The 17,008-nt window shown below is 71.7% G+C and carries 15 protein-coding genes; 3 read left to right on the forward strand and 12 right to left on the reverse strand.

Annotation, left to right across the window (positions count from 1 at the left end):
• Positions 1-60 precede the first annotated feature (60 nt).
• Positions 61-636, forward strand: a complete 576-nt coding sequence (locus ACH4K4_RS03705) for a TetR/AcrR family transcriptional regulator (protein ID WP_398164567.1) — start codon at positions 61-63, stop codon at positions 634-636.
• Positions 637-654: 18 nt separating this feature from the next.
• On the opposite strand, the gene ACH4K4_RS03710 is transcribed toward ACH4K4_RS03705, so the two are convergent.
• Entirely contained in the window at positions 655-1,344 is a 690-nt protein-coding gene (locus ACH4K4_RS03710; protein ID WP_398164568.1) for a M23 family metallopeptidase, read from the reverse strand.
• Between the two features lie 595 nt (positions 1,345-1,939).
• Here ACH4K4_RS03710 and ACH4K4_RS03715 point away from each other — a divergent pair.
• Entirely contained in the window at positions 1,940-4,552 is a 2,613-nt protein-coding gene (locus ACH4K4_RS03715) for an NACHT domain-containing protein (RefSeq protein WP_398164570.1), read from the forward strand.
• Positions 4,553-4,871: 319 nt separating this feature from the next.
• On the opposite strand, the gene ACH4K4_RS03720 is transcribed toward ACH4K4_RS03715, so the two are convergent.
• Positions 4,872-7,391 carry an ATP-dependent Clp protease ATP-binding subunit gene (locus ACH4K4_RS03720; RefSeq protein WP_073760604.1) on the reverse strand — a complete coding sequence of 840 codons (2,520 nt, stop codon included), beginning with the start codon at positions 7,389-7,391 and terminating at the stop codon, positions 4,872-4,874.
• Between the two features lie 508 nt (positions 7,392-7,899).
• Between ACH4K4_RS03720 and ACH4K4_RS03725 the strand changes: the two genes are divergently transcribed.
• A complete protein-coding gene (locus tag ACH4K4_RS03725) occupies positions 7,900-8,589 on the forward strand; it encodes an SCO3374 family protein (protein ID WP_398164571.1) in 690 nt (229 codons plus the stop codon).
• On the opposite strand, the gene ACH4K4_RS03730 is transcribed toward ACH4K4_RS03725, so the two are convergent.
• From ACH4K4_RS03730 to ACH4K4_RS03775, 10 genes are all read right to left on the reverse strand, one after another.
• Positions 8,520-8,852 carry an Lsr2 family protein gene (locus tag ACH4K4_RS03730; RefSeq protein WP_360136798.1) on the reverse strand — a complete coding sequence of 111 codons (333 nt, stop codon included), beginning with the start codon at positions 8,850-8,852 and terminating at the stop codon, positions 8,520-8,522. The two genes, ACH4K4_RS03725 and ACH4K4_RS03730, sit on opposite strands and share 70 nt — an antisense overlap.
• Positions 8,853-9,008: 156 nt before the next feature.
• Positions 9,009-9,527: an amino-acid N-acetyltransferase gene (locus tag ACH4K4_RS03735; RefSeq protein ID WP_360136765.1), complete on the reverse strand. Its 519-nt coding sequence runs from the start codon at positions 9,525-9,527 to the stop codon at positions 9,009-9,011.
• A gap of 9 nt (positions 9,528-9,536) precedes the next feature.
• Complete coding sequence (locus tag ACH4K4_RS03740) at positions 9,537-10,073, reverse strand: BlaI/MecI/CopY family transcriptional regulator (protein WP_398165394.1); 537 nt, start codon at positions 10,071-10,073, stop codon at positions 9,537-9,539.
• A 207-nt stretch (positions 10,074-10,280) separates the two neighbouring features.
• Positions 10,281-10,460 carry a hypothetical protein gene (locus tag ACH4K4_RS03745; protein ID WP_003982975.1) on the reverse strand — a complete coding sequence of 60 codons (180 nt, stop codon included), beginning with the start codon at positions 10,458-10,460 and terminating at the stop codon, positions 10,281-10,283.
• Between the two features lie 46 nt (positions 10,461-10,506).
• A complete protein-coding gene (locus ACH4K4_RS03750; protein ID WP_398164572.1) occupies positions 10,507-11,130 on the reverse strand; it encodes a hypothetical protein in 624 nt (207 codons plus the stop codon).
• A gap of 197 nt (positions 11,131-11,327) precedes the next feature.
• The gene (locus tag ACH4K4_RS03755) at positions 11,328-12,125 is read right to left on the reverse strand and encodes a type III pantothenate kinase (RefSeq protein ID WP_398164573.1); all 798 of its coding nucleotides are present in this window, start codon (positions 12,123-12,125) and stop codon (positions 11,328-11,330) included.
• Between the two features lie 5 nt (positions 12,126-12,130).
• Positions 12,131-13,147, reverse strand: a complete 1,017-nt coding sequence (nadC, locus tag ACH4K4_RS03760; protein ID WP_398164575.1) for a carboxylating nicotinate-nucleotide diphosphorylase — start codon at positions 13,145-13,147, stop codon at positions 12,131-12,133.
• A complete protein-coding gene (locus ACH4K4_RS03765) occupies positions 13,144-14,877 on the reverse strand; it encodes an L-aspartate oxidase (RefSeq protein ID WP_398164577.1) in 1,734 nt (577 codons plus the stop codon). Before ACH4K4_RS03765 ends, nadC begins: the two co-directional genes overlap by 4 nt.
• On the reverse strand, positions 14,874-15,899 hold the full coding sequence (gene panC / locus ACH4K4_RS03770; protein WP_398164578.1) for a pantoate--beta-alanine ligase: 1,026 nt from the start codon (positions 15,897-15,899) through the stop codon (positions 14,874-14,876). The genes ACH4K4_RS03765 and panC overlap by 4 nt, the downstream gene beginning before the upstream one ends.
• Positions 15,896-16,879, reverse strand: a complete 984-nt coding sequence (locus ACH4K4_RS03775) for a Rossmann-like and DUF2520 domain-containing protein (RefSeq protein WP_398164579.1) — start codon at positions 16,877-16,879, stop codon at positions 15,896-15,898. The genes panC and ACH4K4_RS03775 overlap by 4 nt, the downstream gene beginning before the upstream one ends.
• Positions 16,880-17,008: the final 129 nt, after the last annotated feature.

Here is a 17,008-nt window from a genome sequence, read left to right on the forward strand (position 1 = left end):
GGCGTCAAGTAAGTTATTGGCGTCCGCCGGCCGGGACGACCGACGCAGGAGAACAGCAGCATGGGCACACCGCACGCGCGCAGGGGCAACACCCGCCAGCGCATCCAGGACGTCGCCCTGGAGCTGTTCGCCGAGCAGGGGTACGAGAAGACCTCGCTCCGCGAGATCGCCGAGCGGCTGGACGTCACCAAGGCGGCGCTCTACTACCACTTCAAGACCAAGGAAGACATCGTCATCAGCCTGTTCCAGGACCTGGCGCGGCCGATCGACGAGCTGACCGAGTGGGCCGAGCGGCAGCCGCGCACCCTGGAGACCAAGCGCGAGATCCTGCGCCGCTACAGCGAGGCCCTGCGCACCGCCGAGCCCCTCTTCCGCTTCATGCAGGAGAACCAGGCGACCGTGCGGGACCTGAGCATCGGGGAGACCTTCAAGCAGCGCATGGTCCGGCTCACCGGGCTGCTCAGGGAGCCGGAAGCACAGCTGACGGACCAGGTGCGCTGCATCACCGCGATCTTCTCGTTGCACGCGGGCATGTTCGCCATGCAGACACTCGAAGGCGACCCCGAGGACAAGCGCAAGGCCATCCTGGAGGTCGCCACCGAACTGGTCACCGCGGCCCAGCCGGGCCACGGCTGACGGCACCGACGGCGGGGATCACACGCCGTCGCCGCGCGCCTTCAGGAAGCCGGTCGGCTCGACGCCGGAGCCGTAGTCCGGGCCGGTACGGACCTCGAAGTGCAGGTGCGGGCCGGTCGAGTTGCCGGTGCTGCCGGACTTGGCGATCTCCTGGCCGGTCTCCACCCGCTGGCCCGGTTTCACCTCGGCGCTCGTCAGGTGCGCGTACTGGGTGTACGTACCGCTGTCGTGCTTGATCACGACCGCGTTGCCGTACGCGGGACCGTCACCGCCGCCGTTCGGGCCCGCCTTGATCACGGTGCCCCCGTGCACGGCGTGCACGGCGGTGCCGCTCGGCACCACGAAGTCCTGACCGCTGTGGTTGTGCGACCAGTGCTTGCCCGCCAGGCCGAACGTCATGCCCAGCTTGTAGTCGTCCACCGGCTTGACCCAGGAGCGGGCCTTCTCCTCGGCCGCCTTCTTGGCCTTCTCGGCCTCCTGCCGCTCCGCCTCGGCGGCCTTCTTCTGCGCGTCGGCCTGCGCGCTCACCGAGGCGCCCAGGTCCGCCGTCAGCCCGTCCAGGGCGATCGACCGGTCGTCGCCGCCCGCCGCCAGCGCCACTCCGGCACCCATGGCCGCGGAGACGCCCAGGCCCGCCGCGAGCACGGAGGCGCGGGTACGGAGAACGGACTTCTTCGACAGGCGGTGCAGGGGGTGGTGCTTCGTCATGCGGGAACTACCTCCGGGAAAGAGTGAGTCCCGGCCGTCGACCGGGATCGCCCCACCTTGGTAACCCGAATCCGACATGCTGCCAATAGCCGCTTCTACTACCCCATCCCGTACCAAAAGCCGGGGAAATAAACCGCCTCGACTACCCTCGGCCCCAGGTCTCAAACCTCGCGCCCGCCCTCCCCTCCCGACCCCCAGGCGACTCCCTCACCCGGCCGCTGACCTGCGGCTTTCCCCTGTCCTGGCAGGTGCTCCCGTACACCGGCACCCCACCCGCCCCCGGCCCGTGGCCATCGCGCCCGCAATGGCCCGCCGCTTCCCGGAAAGCGCCCACTATTCCGCGTAGTGGGCACGGATCGCCCTGTGCGGCATGTCACCGCGCCCCGGGTTCCCGCCGCTTCCGTGCGGGTCTTAAGGATGTCCTTATCGGGACCAATGGCCCTCCGAACGCAAGAAAGCGAAAGGAAGCCGACACCGCCCTCACAGGACGGCGGTTCCCCCGGCGGCCCAGGCCCCCGGAAGCCCTGTCTCCTCTAGGCTTGAAGCCCACAACGCGCGGCCCGGCCGGCGTTGCCCTGGTGATGGGGGATCACCGATGGACCCGATGATCGTCACTGCCCGCCTCGCGCCCAAAGTCGTCGCCCCGCTGGTCAAGAAGCTGTTCGTCCGCGAAGGGCCCGGCGCCGCACTCGTGGACAAGCCCGTACGGATCTCCGGCCTGCTCTCCTTCAAGGGCGAGAAGCGCACCCTCGGCGAACGGGACGTGCGGCGGCTCGCCGCCAAGCTGGTCGAGCGGGCCGTGACACCGCCGGACGACGGCGCCGCGAACGGGCACGAGCGGCCCGTCGCGGCCGACGAGGAGCGGGCGGTGACGGACGCGCTCGCCCGTACGCTCTGGGCGCTCGGCGAGATCGACATGGACGTCGCGCAGGCCGCCCGCCTGGAAGCGGCCGACTTCGCCCGGCAGCTGTGCCGGGCGGCCCCCGGCGCCACCCGCGAGCTGACCCGCGACGGCACCGAACTGCACGCGATCCTCGTGGGCACCGCCTCGCTGCACATCCTGCACTTCTTCACCCAGCGGGCCGCCTTCGTCCCCCGCACCCTGGTCGAGCAGAGCCGGCAGCTCGCGGACATCGGGGACACCCTCGGTGCGCTGAGCGACCGGCTGCCGTCCAGGTCCGCCGAGGACGCCGCCTTCGAGGCCCGCTACGCCCACGACACCGCCGTCCTCCACAACCACCTCACCATCTTCGGCATCGACCTCGCGCACTCCCCCGACAGCTGGCCGCTGGACGCCACCTACCTGGGCCTGCGCTGCGAGGCCGAGCCGCGGAGCGCGGACGGCGGCGCCGCCCCCGAACCGGCCGTCCCCGCGGAGCAGGCGCTCTGCGGCCTGTCCCGGATCCTCATCCGGGGCGTCGCCGGCTCCGGCAAGACCACACTCCTCCAGTGGCTGGCCGTCGCCACCGCCCGCGACGAGCTGCCCGCTTCGCTGCGCCGCGCCCTGCACGGCCGCATCCCCTTCCTGCTGCCGGTGCGCCGCTTCGCCCGCGACGGCTTCCCCAGCCCCGGCACCTTCCTGGCCGCCGTCGGCTACCCGGGCGCCGAGGCCCAGCCGCCGGGCTGGGCCGACCGCGTCCTGCGGGCCGGGCGCGCCCTGCTGCTGGTCGACGGCGTGGACGAGGCGCCGGAGGACGAGCGCGAGGCGCTGCGCCGCCTGCTGCGCGACTGGACCGCCCTGTATCCGGGCAACGTCTGGATCGTCACCTCCCGCCCCTCCGCCGTCCGCGCCGACTGGCTGACGGACGACGGCTTCGCCGAACTGTCGCTGGCCCCGATGAGCCGCGAGGACATCGCCGCGTTCATCCAGCGCTGGCACCGCGCCGCGGCCCAGCAGGAGCCGGAGGACCTGGACTGCCTCGCGGGCTACGAACACACCCTGCTCAACGCCGTACGCATCACCCGGGACCTGGGCAGGCTCGCCACCAACCCGCTGATGTGCGGCATGCTCTGCGCGCTGCACCGCGACCGCCGCGGCTATCTGCCCAACGGCCGCAAGGAGTTGTACGACGCGGCCCTGTCGATGCTGCTGGAACGGCGGGACCGGGAGCGGGCCATGGGCACCACGGACGGCATCGACCTGCCGCGCCAGCCCAAGATCCAGCTGCTGCAGAAGCTGGCCCACTGGATGCTCGTCAACGGGCGCTCCGAGATGGACCGCGCGATCGCCGTGGACACGCTCGCGCAGCACCTGCCCGCCATCCCGGACGCCGCGCGCCAAGGCGGCCCCGAGGAGATATACCGCCACCTGCTGAACCGGACCGGGCTGCTGCGCGAACCGACCCCGGACACCGTCGACTTCGTGCACCGCACGTTCCAGGACTTCCTGGCCGCCCGCGCCACCGTCCAGCGCCACGACTTCGGGCTGCTCCTGAACCACGCCCATCTCTCCGAGTGGGAGGACGTCATCCGGATGGCCGTCGCCCTGGCCCGTCCCGACGAGTGCGCCGCGCTCCTCAACGGCCTGCTGGCTCCGCGGCCCGGCATCCGGGCCGCGGAGGCCCGGCACCGCAAGCTGCTCGCCGCCGCCTGCGTGGAGCACGCCACCGAACTCGATCCCGAGGTACGCCACCGGGTGCGGCGCTTCACCCGCGACATGGTCCGCCCCAGCACCGCGGCCGGTGCCCGCGCGCTGGGCTGGATCGGCCCGATCGTCCTGGAGATGCTGCCGGACCCGGCCGAGGTCTCCGAAGGCGAGGCGTACCTGCTCGCCGTCACGGCCACCTCCATCGCCGACGACATGGCCATCGACTACCTGACCGGGCTGCGCAAGCGGACGGACCTCGGCCTGCGGACGCAGCTGGCGGGCGCCTGGCGGCGGTACGACACCGCCCGCTACGCCCGGGAGATCATCGCCCACCTCGACCCGGACGAGCTGTACTTCCCGGTGGCGGACACGGAGGAGCTGCGCGCCCTGCGCCGGCTCGGCGGCCGGCCCTACGTGCAGATCGCCGGGCGGTTCACCGCGGCCGAGCTGACCGGCGGCATCGCGCCGGCGGACGGCCTCAAGCGGCTCTGGCTGGCCTACGACCTCGGGATCTCCATGGAGTGGCTGGCCGCGTTCCCCCGCCTGGAACTGCTGATGGTCGGCAGCCGGCTGCCGCGCGTCACCGGCGTACCGGACGGTGTTCACGTCGTAGAACTGTGATGTCACGGCCTAATGGGCGGTACGGGCTCGCATTGCCGGGCCCGTAAAGCCTCGGTGCCTTGGAGTTCCGGGGTCACCGGAAGTCCCGGGCGCACCGGAATATGCCCGTCCGCATTTCCCGTCCCGGTACGCCGGCCACCGCGGAAAGGTCTTTTCCCTTTACCGCCGGGTTTCCCGCCGCGATTCATGCCCGTGGCAATATCGCGGCCCGCTGCCGCATCCGGCTGCGCCCGCACGCGACAACGCCGCGGCCCGGAACCTGAAGCAGGTTCCGGGCCGCGGCGTAGCCGTACCGGTCAGGCGCCGGGCGCCCGGTCCGTCACGCGTCCTTCGACAGGTCCGGGCCGCCGGCCGCGGACTCCACGGGCGGGGCGTCGGGCAGCGCCGACTTCTCCTCGCCGCGGAAGGTGAACTTGGCGTTCTCGCCCTCACCCTCGATGTCGACGACCACGATGTGGCCGGAGCGCAGCTCGCTGAAGAGGATCTTCTCCGAGAGAGCGTCCTCGATCTCGCGCTGGATGGTCCGGCGCAGCGGGCGGGCGCCCAGCACCGGGTCGTAGCCGCGCTTGGCGAGCAGCTTCTTGGCCTCACCGCTGAGCTCGATGCCCATGTCGCGGTCCTTGAGGCGCTCGTCCACCTTGGCGATCATGAGGTCGACGATCTGGATGATGTCTTCCTCGGTGAGCTGGTGGAAGACCACCGTGTCGTCGACACGGTTGAGGAACTCGGGCCGGAAGTGCTGCTTGAGCTCTTCGTTGACCTTGTTCTTCATCCGCTCGTAGCTGCTCTTGGTGTCGCCCTGGGCCGCGAAGCCCAGGTTGAAGCCCTTGGAGATGTCCCGGGTCCCGAGGTTGGTCGTCATGATGATGACCGTGTTCTTGAAGTCCACCACCCGGCCCTGGGAGTCGGTCAGGCGACCGTCCTCCAGGATCTGCAGCAGGGAGTTGAAGATGTCGGGGTGGGCCTTCTCCACCTCGTCGAACAGCACGACGGAGAACGGCTTGCGGCGCACCTTCTCGGTGAGCTGGCCGCCCTCTTCGTAGCCGACATAGCCGGGAGGCGAGCCGAAGAGCCGGGAAACCGTGTGCTTCTCGCTGAACTCCGACATGTCGAGGGAGATCATCGCGTCCTCGTCGCCGAAGAGGAACTCGGCGAGCGTCTTGGACAGCTCGGTCTTACCGACACCGGACGGACCGGCGAAGATGAACGAGCCACCGGGGCGCTTGGGGTCCTTCAGACCGGCCCGCGTACGGCGGATGGCCTGCGAGAGCGCCTTGATGGCGTCCTTCTGGCCGATGACGCGCTTGTGGAGCTCGTCCTCCATCCGCAGCAGCCGCGAGGACTCCTCCTCGGTCAGCTTGAAGACCGGGATGCCGGTCGCCGTGGCCAGGACCTCGGCGATCAGCTCGCCGTCGACCTCGGCGACGACGTCCATGTCGCCGGCCTTCCACTCCTTCTCCCGCTTCGCCTTCGCGGCCAGGAGCTGCTTCTCCTTGTCGCGCAGGCCCGCGGCCATCTCGAAGTCCTGCGAGTCGATCGCGGACTCCTTCTCCCGGCGCACGTCGGCGATCTTCTCGTCGAACTCGCGGAGGTCCGGCGGCGCGGTCATCCGGCGGATGCGCATCCGGGAGCCGGCCTCGTCGATCAGGTCGATCGCCTTGTCCGGCAGGAAGCGGTCGGAGATGTAGCGGTCGGCCAGCTGGGCTGCCTGGACCAGGGCCTCGTCCGTGATGGAGACGCGGTGGTGCGCCTCGTAACGGTCGCGCAGGCCCTTGAGGATCTCGATGGTGTGCGGCAGCGACGGCTCCGCGACCTGGATGGGCTGGAAGCGGCGCTCCAGGGCCGCGTCCTTCTCCAGGTACTTGCGGTACTCGTCGAGCGTGGTCGCACCGATGGTCTGCAGCTCGCCTCGCGCCAGCATGGGCTTGAGGATGCTCGCGGCGTCGATCGCGCCCTCGGCGGCGCCCGCACCCACCAGGGTGTGGAGCTCGTCGATGAACAGGATGATGTCGCCGCGGGTGCGGATCTCCTTGAGCACCTTCTTCAGGCGCTCCTCGAAGTCACCGCGGTAGCGGGAGCCGGCGACCAGGGCGCCCAGGTCCAGGGTGTAGAGGTGCTTGTCCTTGAGGGTCTCGGGCACCTCGCCCTTGACGATGGCCTGGGCCAGGCCCTCGACGACCGCCGTCTTGCCGACGCCGGGCTCGCCGATGAGGACCGGGTTGTTCTTGGTACGGCGGGACAGCACCTGCATGACCCGCTCGATTTCCTTCTCGCGCCCGATGACCGGGTCGAGCTTGGTCTCGCGGGCGGCCTGCGTCAGGTTGCGGCCGAACTGGTCCAGGACGAGCGAGGTCGAGGGGGTGCCCTCGGCCGGGCCGCCTGCGGTGGCGGCCTCCTTGCCCTGGTAGCCGGAGAGCAGCTGGATGACCTGCTGCCGCACCCGGTTCAGATCGGCGCCCAGCTTCACCAGGACCTGGGCGGCGACGCCCTCGCCCTCGCGGATCAGGCCGAGCAGGATGTGCTCCGTACCGATGTAATTGTGGCCGAGCTGAAGGGCCTCGCGGAGCGACAGCTCCAGGACCTTCTTCGCACGGGGGGTGAAGGGGATGTGGCCGGACGGGGCCTGCTGCCCCTGGCCGATGATCTCCTCCACCTGCTGGCGGACCGCCTCGAGCGAAATCCCGAGGCTCTCCAGGGCCTTAGCGGCGACACCCTCACCCTCGTGGATCAGGCCCAGGAGGATGTGCTCGGTGCCGATGTAGTTGTGGTTGAGCATCCGGGCTTCTTCCTGAGCCAGGACGACAACCCGCCGCGCACGGTCGGTGAACCTCTCGAACATCGTTAATCGCTCCTCAGAGCGGTCAGGCAGTTAGGGGTCGGTCCCCTCCCTGTCCTTCCGCATGCTAGTCCCGTGGGACGGGACAGCTCATTCCAACTGCCGACATCCGTCCGGATCACCCCCGCTTCGGTGGGGAAATCTGCTGCCGAACAGCCGACATCTGCTCCAACCCGATGGTGCGAGACGATGTTCCCGCAGGCCAGGCATATACGCCCTGGGGCAGTACGCCCGTGGCGAACGCGACCTCCGCCGACACGCCCGCCCGGAGTCCGCCGCCACCCCGGAAAAGGCGCTGCGTACGCCGCTGCACCGTCTCTTCCCACTGGGAATGTCCTACCCGCTGCCACTGACACTCCATGCGGCGCGGGCCCGTTCCATCCGCTACGGGCGAACACCCGAGCGCCTTCGAACGCGCCGTCACGCGCCACCCCGCCCCCTTCCGCGACGACGCCACGTGTCCACGTGTCAACCCAGCGTAACTTCTCGGAGTTTCGCGAGTTGCACGGGTATGGCCGTCGCGCTGCCGCGCTCCCGTTCCCCTCTCACTGCCGTACGGCAGTGGTACGAGGACGAGCTGCGCTGGCCGACCGCCGGCGGGGAACCGGTCCAGCTGCTGACCGGAGTGCGCTTCGACGCCCTCGACCTGCCCGCCGACGCGGGCCGGGCCGTGCTGGCACGGGTGGGCCCCACGGGGCCCGTGGCGATCGACCGCAGCGGCTCCGCCGGTCCCAGAATGCTCGTGCTCGTGTCCGCGGGGGCCGCGGAGGAACTGCCGGAGTTTCTGGAATGGCTGGAATGGGGCTCGCTCGGGCTGGATCTGACCGCCCGCGGCGCCGGGGACCGGATGCCCGCACCGTCACCTCCCCCGCCACACTCCCGGTGGCCGTACGGAACCGGCCCGCGGGAGGCCGCGGGATGGGTGCGGCCTCCCGAGCCGGGTTGCGAGGTCGAGGCGACTCTGCCCACCACGGGGACAGGGGCAGGGCGCGGGGGCCGCGGTGCTCCCCTCGCGGGTCGCCAGGGGCGCGCCCCCGACCTCGTACGACTCGTGAGCGCGGCGGCGACGGAATGCCACCGGGCCCGTTTGCTGCGTCAAACTCGAAGACAAACGGATCGCGGGTACGGCGATCAGCCGTTGGCCTTCTCGAACGCCTCACGGATCTCCGCGGGCACACGGCCGCGGTCATTGACGTTGTAGCCGTTCTCCTTGGCCCACGCACGGATCTTCGCGGTGTCCGGGCTGCCACCGGAGGTCGCCCGCGCCTTACCGCGGCCGGCGGAACGGCCACCGGTCTTGCGGCCCGCCTTCACGAACTCGGCAAGCGACTCGCGCAGCTTCTGCGCGTTGTCGTCGGACAGGTCGATCTCATAGGACTTGCCGTCGAGGGCGAACGTGACGGTCTCGTGGGCCTCGCCGCCGTTGAGGTCGTCGACAAGAAGAACCTGAACCTTCTGTGCCACCGGTTTCCCTTTCATCGAATGCGGATTACGACGGAAAGCAAACCGCTTTTCCGGGAAAAACACAAACCCTTGGGTGGGGTTCAGTTGCGCGGCAGCCGGGGAACGCTGGCTTCCACAGCCATGAGATAGGGGCGCGATTCGGACATAGAACGCTGATCACAGGTGCAGAAGCATGCGGCTGTTGCCCAGGGTGTTGGGCTTCACTCGTTCGAGACCGAGGAACTCGGCAACGCCCTCGTCATAGGAACGCAGCAGCTCGCTGTAGACATCGCCGTCGACGGGCGTCTCACCGATCTCCACGAACCCGTGCTTCGCGAAGAAGTCCACTTCGAAGGTGAGGCAGAAAATGCGCCGCACTCCGAGCCAGCCGGCGGTGCGCACCAGCTTGTCGAGGACGAGATGGCCGACACCGGTGCCCTTGAGCTGCGGGTCCACCGCCAATGTGCGCACTTCGGCCAGGTCTTCCCACATGACGTGCAGGGCCCCGCAGCCGACGACCTCGGCGTCCTGGTCCCGCTCGGCCACCCAGAACTCCTGGATGTCCTCGTAAAGTGTCACGGTGGCTTTGTCCAGCAGGATGCCGTCCGGTGAGTAGGAGTCGATGAGCCGGCGTACGGCCGGTACATCGCTGGTCCTGGCACGGCGGACGGTGAGCCCATTTGATAGCGACGGCATGCGGCGACGCTATCGCCCCGAGTCGCCGGATCCCGCCCGGGGTACTTCCCGCGCATCCGCTTCGCGCGCTTCGGCGCCATCCGGGAGCCCGGCGGGTTCCCGCGGGTGTTCACCGGGGCCTTCGTCGGCGCGTTCCGCTCGGTCCGGCCGTTCCGCCGGTCCTGGGGGTTCGCGTTCGGTACGCCCCTCTTGCGGCGGCGCCGGCGCGGGTTCCGCCGGTTCGTCGGCCTGCACCATGCGTACGGCATCCCGCAGGGCGTACCTCTGTTCCGGCGACATCATGCCGAAGAAGGCCACGAGAGCGGCCGCGGGGTTGTCACTCGCGGACCACGCCTCGTTCATCAGTGCGGCCGAGTAGGCGGCACGAGTGGAGACCGCCTCATATCGATAGGCGCGCCCTTCGGCTTCCCGCCGCACCCAGCCCTTCTGATGGAGGTTGTCCAATACGGTCATCACCGTCGTGTAGGCGATCGACCGTTCCTTCTGCAGATCTTCCAGGACTTCCCGAACGGTGACCGGGCGGTTCCACTCCCACACCCGCGTCATGACCGCGTCTTCCAGATCACCCAAGCGTCGTGGCACACCAGCACAATAGTGGGAGATGTCACGAATGCCGGTTATAACCGGTTGATTTACGCCGGAAAAAGCAGGTAAGGCCCGAGACGCGCAATCTCGGGCCGTACCAGACGTTCACGGGACGCAAGGCCGGTCAAGCGATCGAAACAAACGATCGGGCCCGCGCGGCGGCAGCGGTCAGGCGCCGTGGGCCTTGGGCTCCTGGCGGGCACCCTCGGCGCGGGCCAGCGCGGCGTCGACGGCCGCGTCCTCCTTGGACTTGTTCTCGCCGCCCTGGCTCTTCACGATCGTCACGATGAGCGCGACGAACGCCACGGCCATCACCACGGGCGGTACCAGCGCTGCGACGTAATCCATGACCAGGGGCCTCCTTCTGGCGTGAGGCTTCCAGAGTACGCAGCGCTCACGCGGAACGGGCCGCGGGGGGCGGCGTCGGCCTGCGGCGCGGCGGGAACACATCGCCCGGCGTGGGCACGGGCCTGCCCGGCCGCGGCGCCTTCGGCTGCGGGTGCGGCGCGGGCCTGGGCGCCGGGTCGGGCTCGCCGGCGGTCCGGCCGCCCGGGAGGGCGCGCAGCCGGGCCCGTACGGAAAGCTCGGCCAGGTTTTCGCAGCGGCGCAGCAGGGCGGCGCGGCGCGCGCTCTCGGCCGGGCTCTGCCCCTGGGCGCACAGGGAGCGCAGGGCGGCGAGGTCGGCGGCCCCGGGGTCGTAGCCGACCGCCAGCGCCTCCTGTAGCTGCTCCAGGTACCCGCTGGCGGAGCCGGGCAGGGCCTCCCGGTAGCGGGCGAGGTCGGCGAGGAGAAAGGCGCGCAGACGGCCGCCCTCGCGCGCCGCCTCGTCCACGGCCTCGGCCAGCCGCAGATACTCCTGGACCTCCTGGGCGCCGTCGGCGTCGTAGCCCGCCGGGGCGTCGGTGGCACCGGTGGTGTGGCGCGTCGGCTGGAGGGCGGCGGCGAGGGCGCGGCGGAGTACGCGCAACTCGTCGGCGCTGAAGGCCATACCGCCGCGGGATCCGTATGGCATAGGCATGAGGTGACCTTACGTCCCTAGCGGACAAAATCCGCTTAACACCATTAGAAAGGTGCAAGTGTCGCGCAACCAGCCTTAGTGAACAAAAGCCCCGTGAGGCCGATTGGCGGACCAAAGCCCGCCAAAACTGGCCAAACGGGCCATTCGCCCCAGCAGTTCGCCGGCACCCGCCCCCGGGCCCGTGCCTCCCGTACGGCTCACCCCCGGGTGACGTTGCGCTCGTACACCAGGCGCAGCCCGATCAGCGTGAGCCACGGCTCGTGCTCGTCGATGACGGAGGACTCGCCGAGCACCATGGGCGCCAGCCCGCCGGTGGCGATCACCGTCACGTCGTCCGGGTCCTTGGCCAGTTCCCGCGCCATGCGCTGCACGACGCCGTCGACCTGGCCGGCGAAGCCGTACAGGATGCCGGACTGCATGGCCTCGACGGTGTTCTTGCCGATCACGCTGCGCGGCCGGGCCAGCTCGATCTTGCGGAGCTGGGCGCCCTTCACGCCGAGGGCCTCCACGGAGATCTCGATGCCCGGCGCGATCACGCCGCCGACGTACTCGCCGCGCGCGCTGACCGCGTCGAACGTCGTGGCCGTACCGAAGTCGACCACCACGGCCGGGCCGCCGTACAGCTCCACCGCCGCCAGCGCGTTGATGATCCGGTCGGCGCCGACCTCCTTGGGGTTGTCCATGAGGATCGGCACGCCCGTCTTGACGCCCGGCTCGACCAGGACCGCCGGCACGTCCCCGTAGTAGCGCCGGGTGACCTCGCGCAGCTCGTGGAGGACGGAGGGCACGGTCGAGCAGATGGCGATGCCCTCGATGCCGTCGCCCAGTTCCTCGCCCAGCAGCGGGTGCGTGCCCATCAGGCCCTGGAGGAGCACGGCGAGTTCGTCGGCGGTGCGGCGGGCGTCGGTGGAGATGCGCCAGTGCTCGACGATCTCCTCGCCGTCGAACAGGCCGAGGACGGTGTGGGTGTTGCCTACGTCGATGGTGAGCAGCATGTCCGTCAGCGCTCCTCGCGCAGGTCGAGGCCGATGTCCAGGATCCGGGAGGAGTGCGTGAGCGCGCCCACGGCCAGGAAGTCCACCCCGGTTTCGGCGTACGCACGGGCGTTGTCCAGGGTGAGCCGCCCGGAGGACTCCAGGATCGCCTTCCCGGCCACCAGCGTCACCGCCTCGCGGGTCCGCTCCGGGGTGAAGTTGTCCAGCAGGATCAGGTCGGCGCCCTCGGCGAGGATCGGCGGGATCTGGTCCAGCCGGTCGACCTCCACCTCGATGGGCACGCCGGGGAAGCGGTCCCGTACGGCCTTGAACGCCTCGGCGATGCCGCCCGCCGCGACGACGTGGTTGTCCTTGATCAGGGCCGCGTCGGACAGCGACATACGGTGGTTCACGCCGCCGCCGCAGCGCACCGCGAACTTCTCCAGGGCGCGCAGTCCGGGCGTCGTCTTACGGGTGTCGCGGACCTTGGCGCCGGTGCCCTCCAGGGTGTCGGCCCAGGCGCGGGTGGCGGTGGCGATGCCGGACAGCCGGCACAGCAGGTTCAGGGCGCTGCGCTCGGCGGTGAGCAGGTCGCGGGCCCGGGTGGTGACGCTCAGCAGCTTCTGCCCGGCCTCGACGCGGTCGCCGTCCTCCACGTGCCGCTCGACCTCGAACTCGGCGGTGCACACGATGGACAGCACGGCCTCGGCGACGCGCAGGCCGGCCACCGTACCCGCCTCGCGCGCCGTGAAGTCGCCGGTGGCGACGGCGTCTTCGGGGACGGTCGCGACGGTGGTGACGTCCACGCCCCGGTCGAGGTCCTCCTCCACGGCCATGTGGGCGACGTCCTCGACCTGTACGGGGTCCAGGCCGCCGTTGACCAGGAGCGCCGCGAGGTCGGGGTCGAGGCCGCAGGCGAGCGGGTCGAGTTCGTAGGCGTCGCCGGCGCCGCAGCCGCAGGAGTCGCCGCAGCCGCCGCCCTCCGGGGCCTCGGCTTCCGGACGGCCGATCTGGTGCAGGGGGAGGTCGTCGGGGGTGCTCACTGGTTCGGCTCCGTTTCGGGCGCGGGTGCGGCGGTCGTCGCGGGGAAATCGGCGGTGTCGGTCGTACGGAAGTTCAGGGTGTGCGGCGGGCGGTGGGTGACCAGGAAGTGGCACCGCCACGTGGCGTCGTCCCGGTCGGCGTGGTCCTCGCGCCAGTGGCAGCCGCGGGTCTCCTCGCGGTTGCGGGCGCTGCTGACCAGAACCCGGGCGACCATCAGGAGGTTGGTGGCCTCCCACGCCTCGACGCCGGGCTCGGCGGGCTTGGGCCCGTCGGCGGGGGCCGGGTCGGCGGCGGCACGCTGCATCCGGACCAGCGCGGAGAAGGCCTCGGTGAGGCTCGCGGCGGAGCGCAGCACCCCTGCCCCGGCGGTCATGGTCCGCTGGATCGCGGGCCGCGCCTCGGGGGCGAGCAGCGGTACGGGGTCTGCGGTGGGCGCGACGGCGGGGCCGGGCCGCCGGACGGGCGCGGCCGTGATGTCGTCCGCGATGCGCTCGGCGAAGACCAGCCCCTCCAGGAGGGAGTTGGAGGCGAGCCGGTTGGCGCCGTGCACGCCGGTGCACGCGACCTCGCCGCACGCGTACAGGCCCGGCACGGTCGTCCGGCCGTACAGGTCGGTCCGTACGCCCCCGGAGGCGTAGTGCGCGGCGGGCGCGACCGGGATCGGCTCGGTGACCGGGTCGATGCCGTGGGCGCGGCAGGCGGCGAGGATGGTCGGGAAGCGCCGCTCCCACATGGCGGCGCCGAAGTGCCGGGCGTCCAGGTACATGTGGTCGGTGCCCTGTTCCCGGGCGCGGCGCATGATGGCCTTGGCGACGATGTCGCGCGGGGCCAGTTCGGCGAGTTCGTGCTGCCCGAGCATGAAGCGGGTGCCGCCGGCGTCCACCAGCTGGGCGCCCTCGCCGCGTACCGCCTCCGAGATCAGCGGCTGCTGGCCCTCCGCGTCCGGGCCGAGGTAGAGCACCGTCGGGTGGAACTGGACGAATTCGAGGTCGGAGACCTCGGCGCCGGCGCGCAGCGCGAGGGCGACGCCGTCGCCGGTGGAGACCGCCGGGTTGGTGGTCGCGGAGAAGACCTGGCCCATGCCGCCGGTGGCCAGGACGACCGCGGGGGCGTGCACGGCGCCCACGCCGTCGTGCTGGCCCTCGCCCATCACGTGCAGCGTGACGCCGGCCGTGCGGCCCTCGGCGTCCGTGAGCAGGTCGAGGACGAGGGCGTTCTCGATCGTGCGCAGGCCCTGGGAGCGGACGGCGTCCACCAGGGCGCGGGAGATCTCGGCGCCGGTCGCGTCGCCGCCCGCGTGCGCTATGCGGCTGCGGTGGTGCCCGCCCTCGCGGGTGAGGGCTATCTCGTCGGTGCCGGGCGCGGTGTCGAAGCGGGCGCCGGTGGCGATGAGGCGGCGTACGGCGTCCGGGCCCTCGGTGACCAGGGTCCGTACGGCGTTCTCGTCGCACAGCCCGGCGCCCGCGACGAGGGTGTCCTCCAGGTGCTGTGCGGGGGTGTCGCCCTCGCCGAGCGCGGCGGCGATGCCGCCCTGGGCCCAGCGGGTGGAGCCGTCGTCCAGGCGGGCCTTGGTGACCACGACGGTGCGGCGGCCGGCGGCGGCGCAGCGCAGCGCGGCGGTCAGCCCCGCGACCCCGGAGCCGACCACGACGACGTCGGCCTCGATGGACCAGCCGGGGGCGGGTGCCTGGAGGCGGAGGGCGGGGGCGGGGGTGCCGGTGCCGTTCATCGGGGCGCTCCGAACGTGAGGCGGATGTTGTCGATGAGGCGGGTGGTGCCGACCTTGGCGGCGACCGCGAGGACGGCCTCCCCCTCGTACGTCTCGGGGACCTCGGTGAAATCGGCCGGGTCGACGAGCGCCACGTAGTCCAGCACGAGCGGCGGTTCGAGGCGGGCGGCTTCCCGGAGCACGGTGCGGGCCGCGGCGCGCGCCACCGAAGGGCCCCACAGCGGGGTCGCGACGGCGTGCGCGAGGGCGTGCGCGTCGGCCGCCGCGCGGTCCTCGCCGAGGGCGGCGAGCGCCGCCGAACGGTCGTGCACTCGACGGGCCGTGCGGGCCCCGTACGAGGCGCGGTCGCGCAGTGCCTCCTCGGCGGCGAGCCGGTCGCGGGCCGCGAACAGCGCCCGGGACAGTGCGAGCGCGGTACGGCGCTCGGCGGCCGAGAGGTAGCGGTTACGGCTGGAGAGCGCCAGCCCGTCCTCCTCGCGGACGGTGGGGACGCCGACGATCCGTACGCCGAAGTCCAGGTCGGCCACCATGCGCTCGATGACGGCCAGTTGCTGCGCGTCCTTCTGCCCGAACAGCGCCACGTCGGGCCGCGTGAGGTGCAGGAGCTTGCCGACGACGGTCAGCACGCCGTCGAAGTGCCCCGGTCTGCTGGCGCCCTCCAGGAGGCCGCCCATGGGGCCGGCGGTTATCCGGACCTGCGGGGCGCCTCCCGGGTAGACCTCGTCGGCGGACGGCGCGAACACCGCGTCGGCGCCGGCCTCCACGGCCAGCGCGAGGTCCGCTTCCAGGGTGCGGGGATAGCGGTCGAGGTCCTCGCCGGCGCCGAACTGGAGCGGGTTGACGAAGACCGTGACGACGACTTGGCCGTCCGGCCCGACGCGGTCGCGGGCGGCCCTGACCAGCGTCGCGTGCCCCTCGTGCAGGGCTCCCATGGTCATCACGACGGCCCGCTCGCCAGGACGGCGCGGAAGGCCGCGCAGCTCGGCGGCGGTGTGCACGAGGCGGGTGCGCGGGGCGTTCATCGGTCGCCTTCTTCGGGGTCGCCGCCGGGAGGGTCTTCGCGGTGGTCGTCGGCGGGCCGGGCGCTCCCGGCGCCGTCGCCGGCGTTCGACAGGACGCCCAGCAGGTCCTCGGCCAGCTCCGGCTTCAGGAGGCCGTGCGCCAGGGCGCGGTCCGCGGTCGTACGGGCCATGGCCAGGTACCCCGCGACGCTCTGCGGCGCGTGCTTGCGCAGCTCCGCGACGTGGGCGGCGACGGTGCCCGCGTCCCCGCGCGCCACCGGCCCGGTCAGGGCGGCGTCACCGGAGCGCAGCGCGTTGTCCAGCGCCGCGCCCAGCAGCGGGCCGAGCATCCGGTCCGGCGCGCCGACCCCGGCGTCCCGCAGCAGTTCCATTGCCTGGGCCACCAGCGTGACCAGGTGGTTCGCGCCGATGGCGAGGGCCGCGTGGTAGAGCGGCCGGGCGGCCTCCGCGATCCATTCCGGCTCCCCGCCCATCTCGATGACCAGCGCCTCGGCGGCCATCCGCAGGGGGTCGGGCGCCGTGACGCCGAAGGAGCAGCCGGCCAGCCGCTGCACGTCGACCCGCGTGCCGGTGAAGGTCATGGCGGGGTGCAGGGCCAGCGGCAGCGCGCCGGCGCGGGTGGCCGGGTCCAGGACGGCCGTGCCGAACCGGCCGGAGGTGTGGACGAGGAGCTGGCCCGGCCGTACGGCACCGGTCTCCGCCAGGCCGGCGACGAGCCCGGGGAGGGCGTCGTCGGGCACGGTCAGCAGCACCAGCTCGGCGCGCCGGAGCACCTCGGACGGCGGGACGACCGGCACGTCGGGGAGCAGGGCGGCCGCACGCCGTACGGACGCGTCGGAGACGCCGGAAACGGCGACCGGCCGGTGCCCGGCGAGTTGCAGCGACGCGGCGAGGGCAGGCCCGACGCGGCCTGCGCCGACGACTCCGACGGTCAGCCGGGCGGGGCGGTCCTGGGCCTCGGTGGGTGGGGTTGTGTTCACGCGGCGATGGCCTTCCGTTCCAGTCCGCGGGGGGTACCGGACGATTCGTTCGCCATGCTACGCGAGTGTTTACGGCGGTCTTCAGGGCCGTACGCAGGGTGAGACGGGCGTCTCGTCGGGCGGCCGCGG

This window comes from Streptomyces sp. NPDC017529, assembly GCF_044329785.1.
Lineage (GTDB): Bacteria > Actinomycetota > Actinomycetes > Streptomycetales > Streptomycetaceae > Streptomyces.

What these genes read in the sequence shown, in the direction of transcription:
- ACH4K4_RS03740 (WP_398165394.1), bottom strand. Translation starts at nt 10,073, where the DNA reads ATGACGCGGGTGTGGGAGTGGAACCGCCCGGTCACCGTTCGGGAAGTC.
- ACH4K4_RS03725 (WP_398164571.1), top strand. Translation starts at nt 7,900, where the DNA reads ATGGCCGTCGCGCTGCCGCGCTCCCGTTCCCCTCTCACTGCCGTACGG.
- panC (WP_398164578.1), bottom strand. Translation starts at nt 15,899, where the DNA reads ATGAACGCCCCGCGCACCCGCCTCGTGCACACCGCCGCCGAGCTGCGC.
- ACH4K4_RS03755 (WP_398164573.1), bottom strand. Translation starts at nt 12,125, where the DNA reads ATGCTGCTCACCATCGACGTAGGCAACACCCACACCGTCCTCGGCCTG.
- ACH4K4_RS03750 (WP_398164572.1), bottom strand. Translation starts at nt 11,130, where the DNA reads ATGCCTATGCCATACGGATCCCGCGGCGGTATGGCCTTCAGCGCCGAC.
- ACH4K4_RS03710 (WP_398164568.1), bottom strand. Translation starts at nt 1,344, where the DNA reads ATGACGAAGCACCACCCCCTGCACCGCCTGTCGAAGAAGTCCGTTCTC.
- ACH4K4_RS03765 (WP_398164577.1), bottom strand. Translation starts at nt 14,877, where the DNA reads ATGAACGGCACCGGCACCCCCGCCCCCGCCCTCCGCCTCCAGGCACCC.
- ACH4K4_RS03715 (WP_398164570.1), top strand. Translation starts at nt 1,940, where the DNA reads ATGGACCCGATGATCGTCACTGCCCGCCTCGCGCCCAAAGTCGTCGCC.
- ACH4K4_RS03735 (WP_360136765.1), bottom strand. Translation starts at nt 9,527, where the DNA reads ATGCCGTCGCTATCAAATGGGCTCACCGTCCGCCGTGCCAGGACCAGC.
- ACH4K4_RS03705 (WP_398164567.1), top strand. Translation starts at nt 61, where the DNA reads ATGGGCACACCGCACGCGCGCAGGGGCAACACCCGCCAGCGCATCCAG.
- ACH4K4_RS03745 (WP_003982975.1), bottom strand. Translation starts at nt 10,460, where the DNA reads ATGGATTACGTCGCAGCGCTGGTACCGCCCGTGGTGATGGCCGTGGCG.
- ACH4K4_RS03720 (WP_073760604.1), bottom strand. Translation starts at nt 7,391, where the DNA reads ATGTTCGAGAGGTTCACCGACCGTGCGCGGCGGGTTGTCGTCCTGGCT.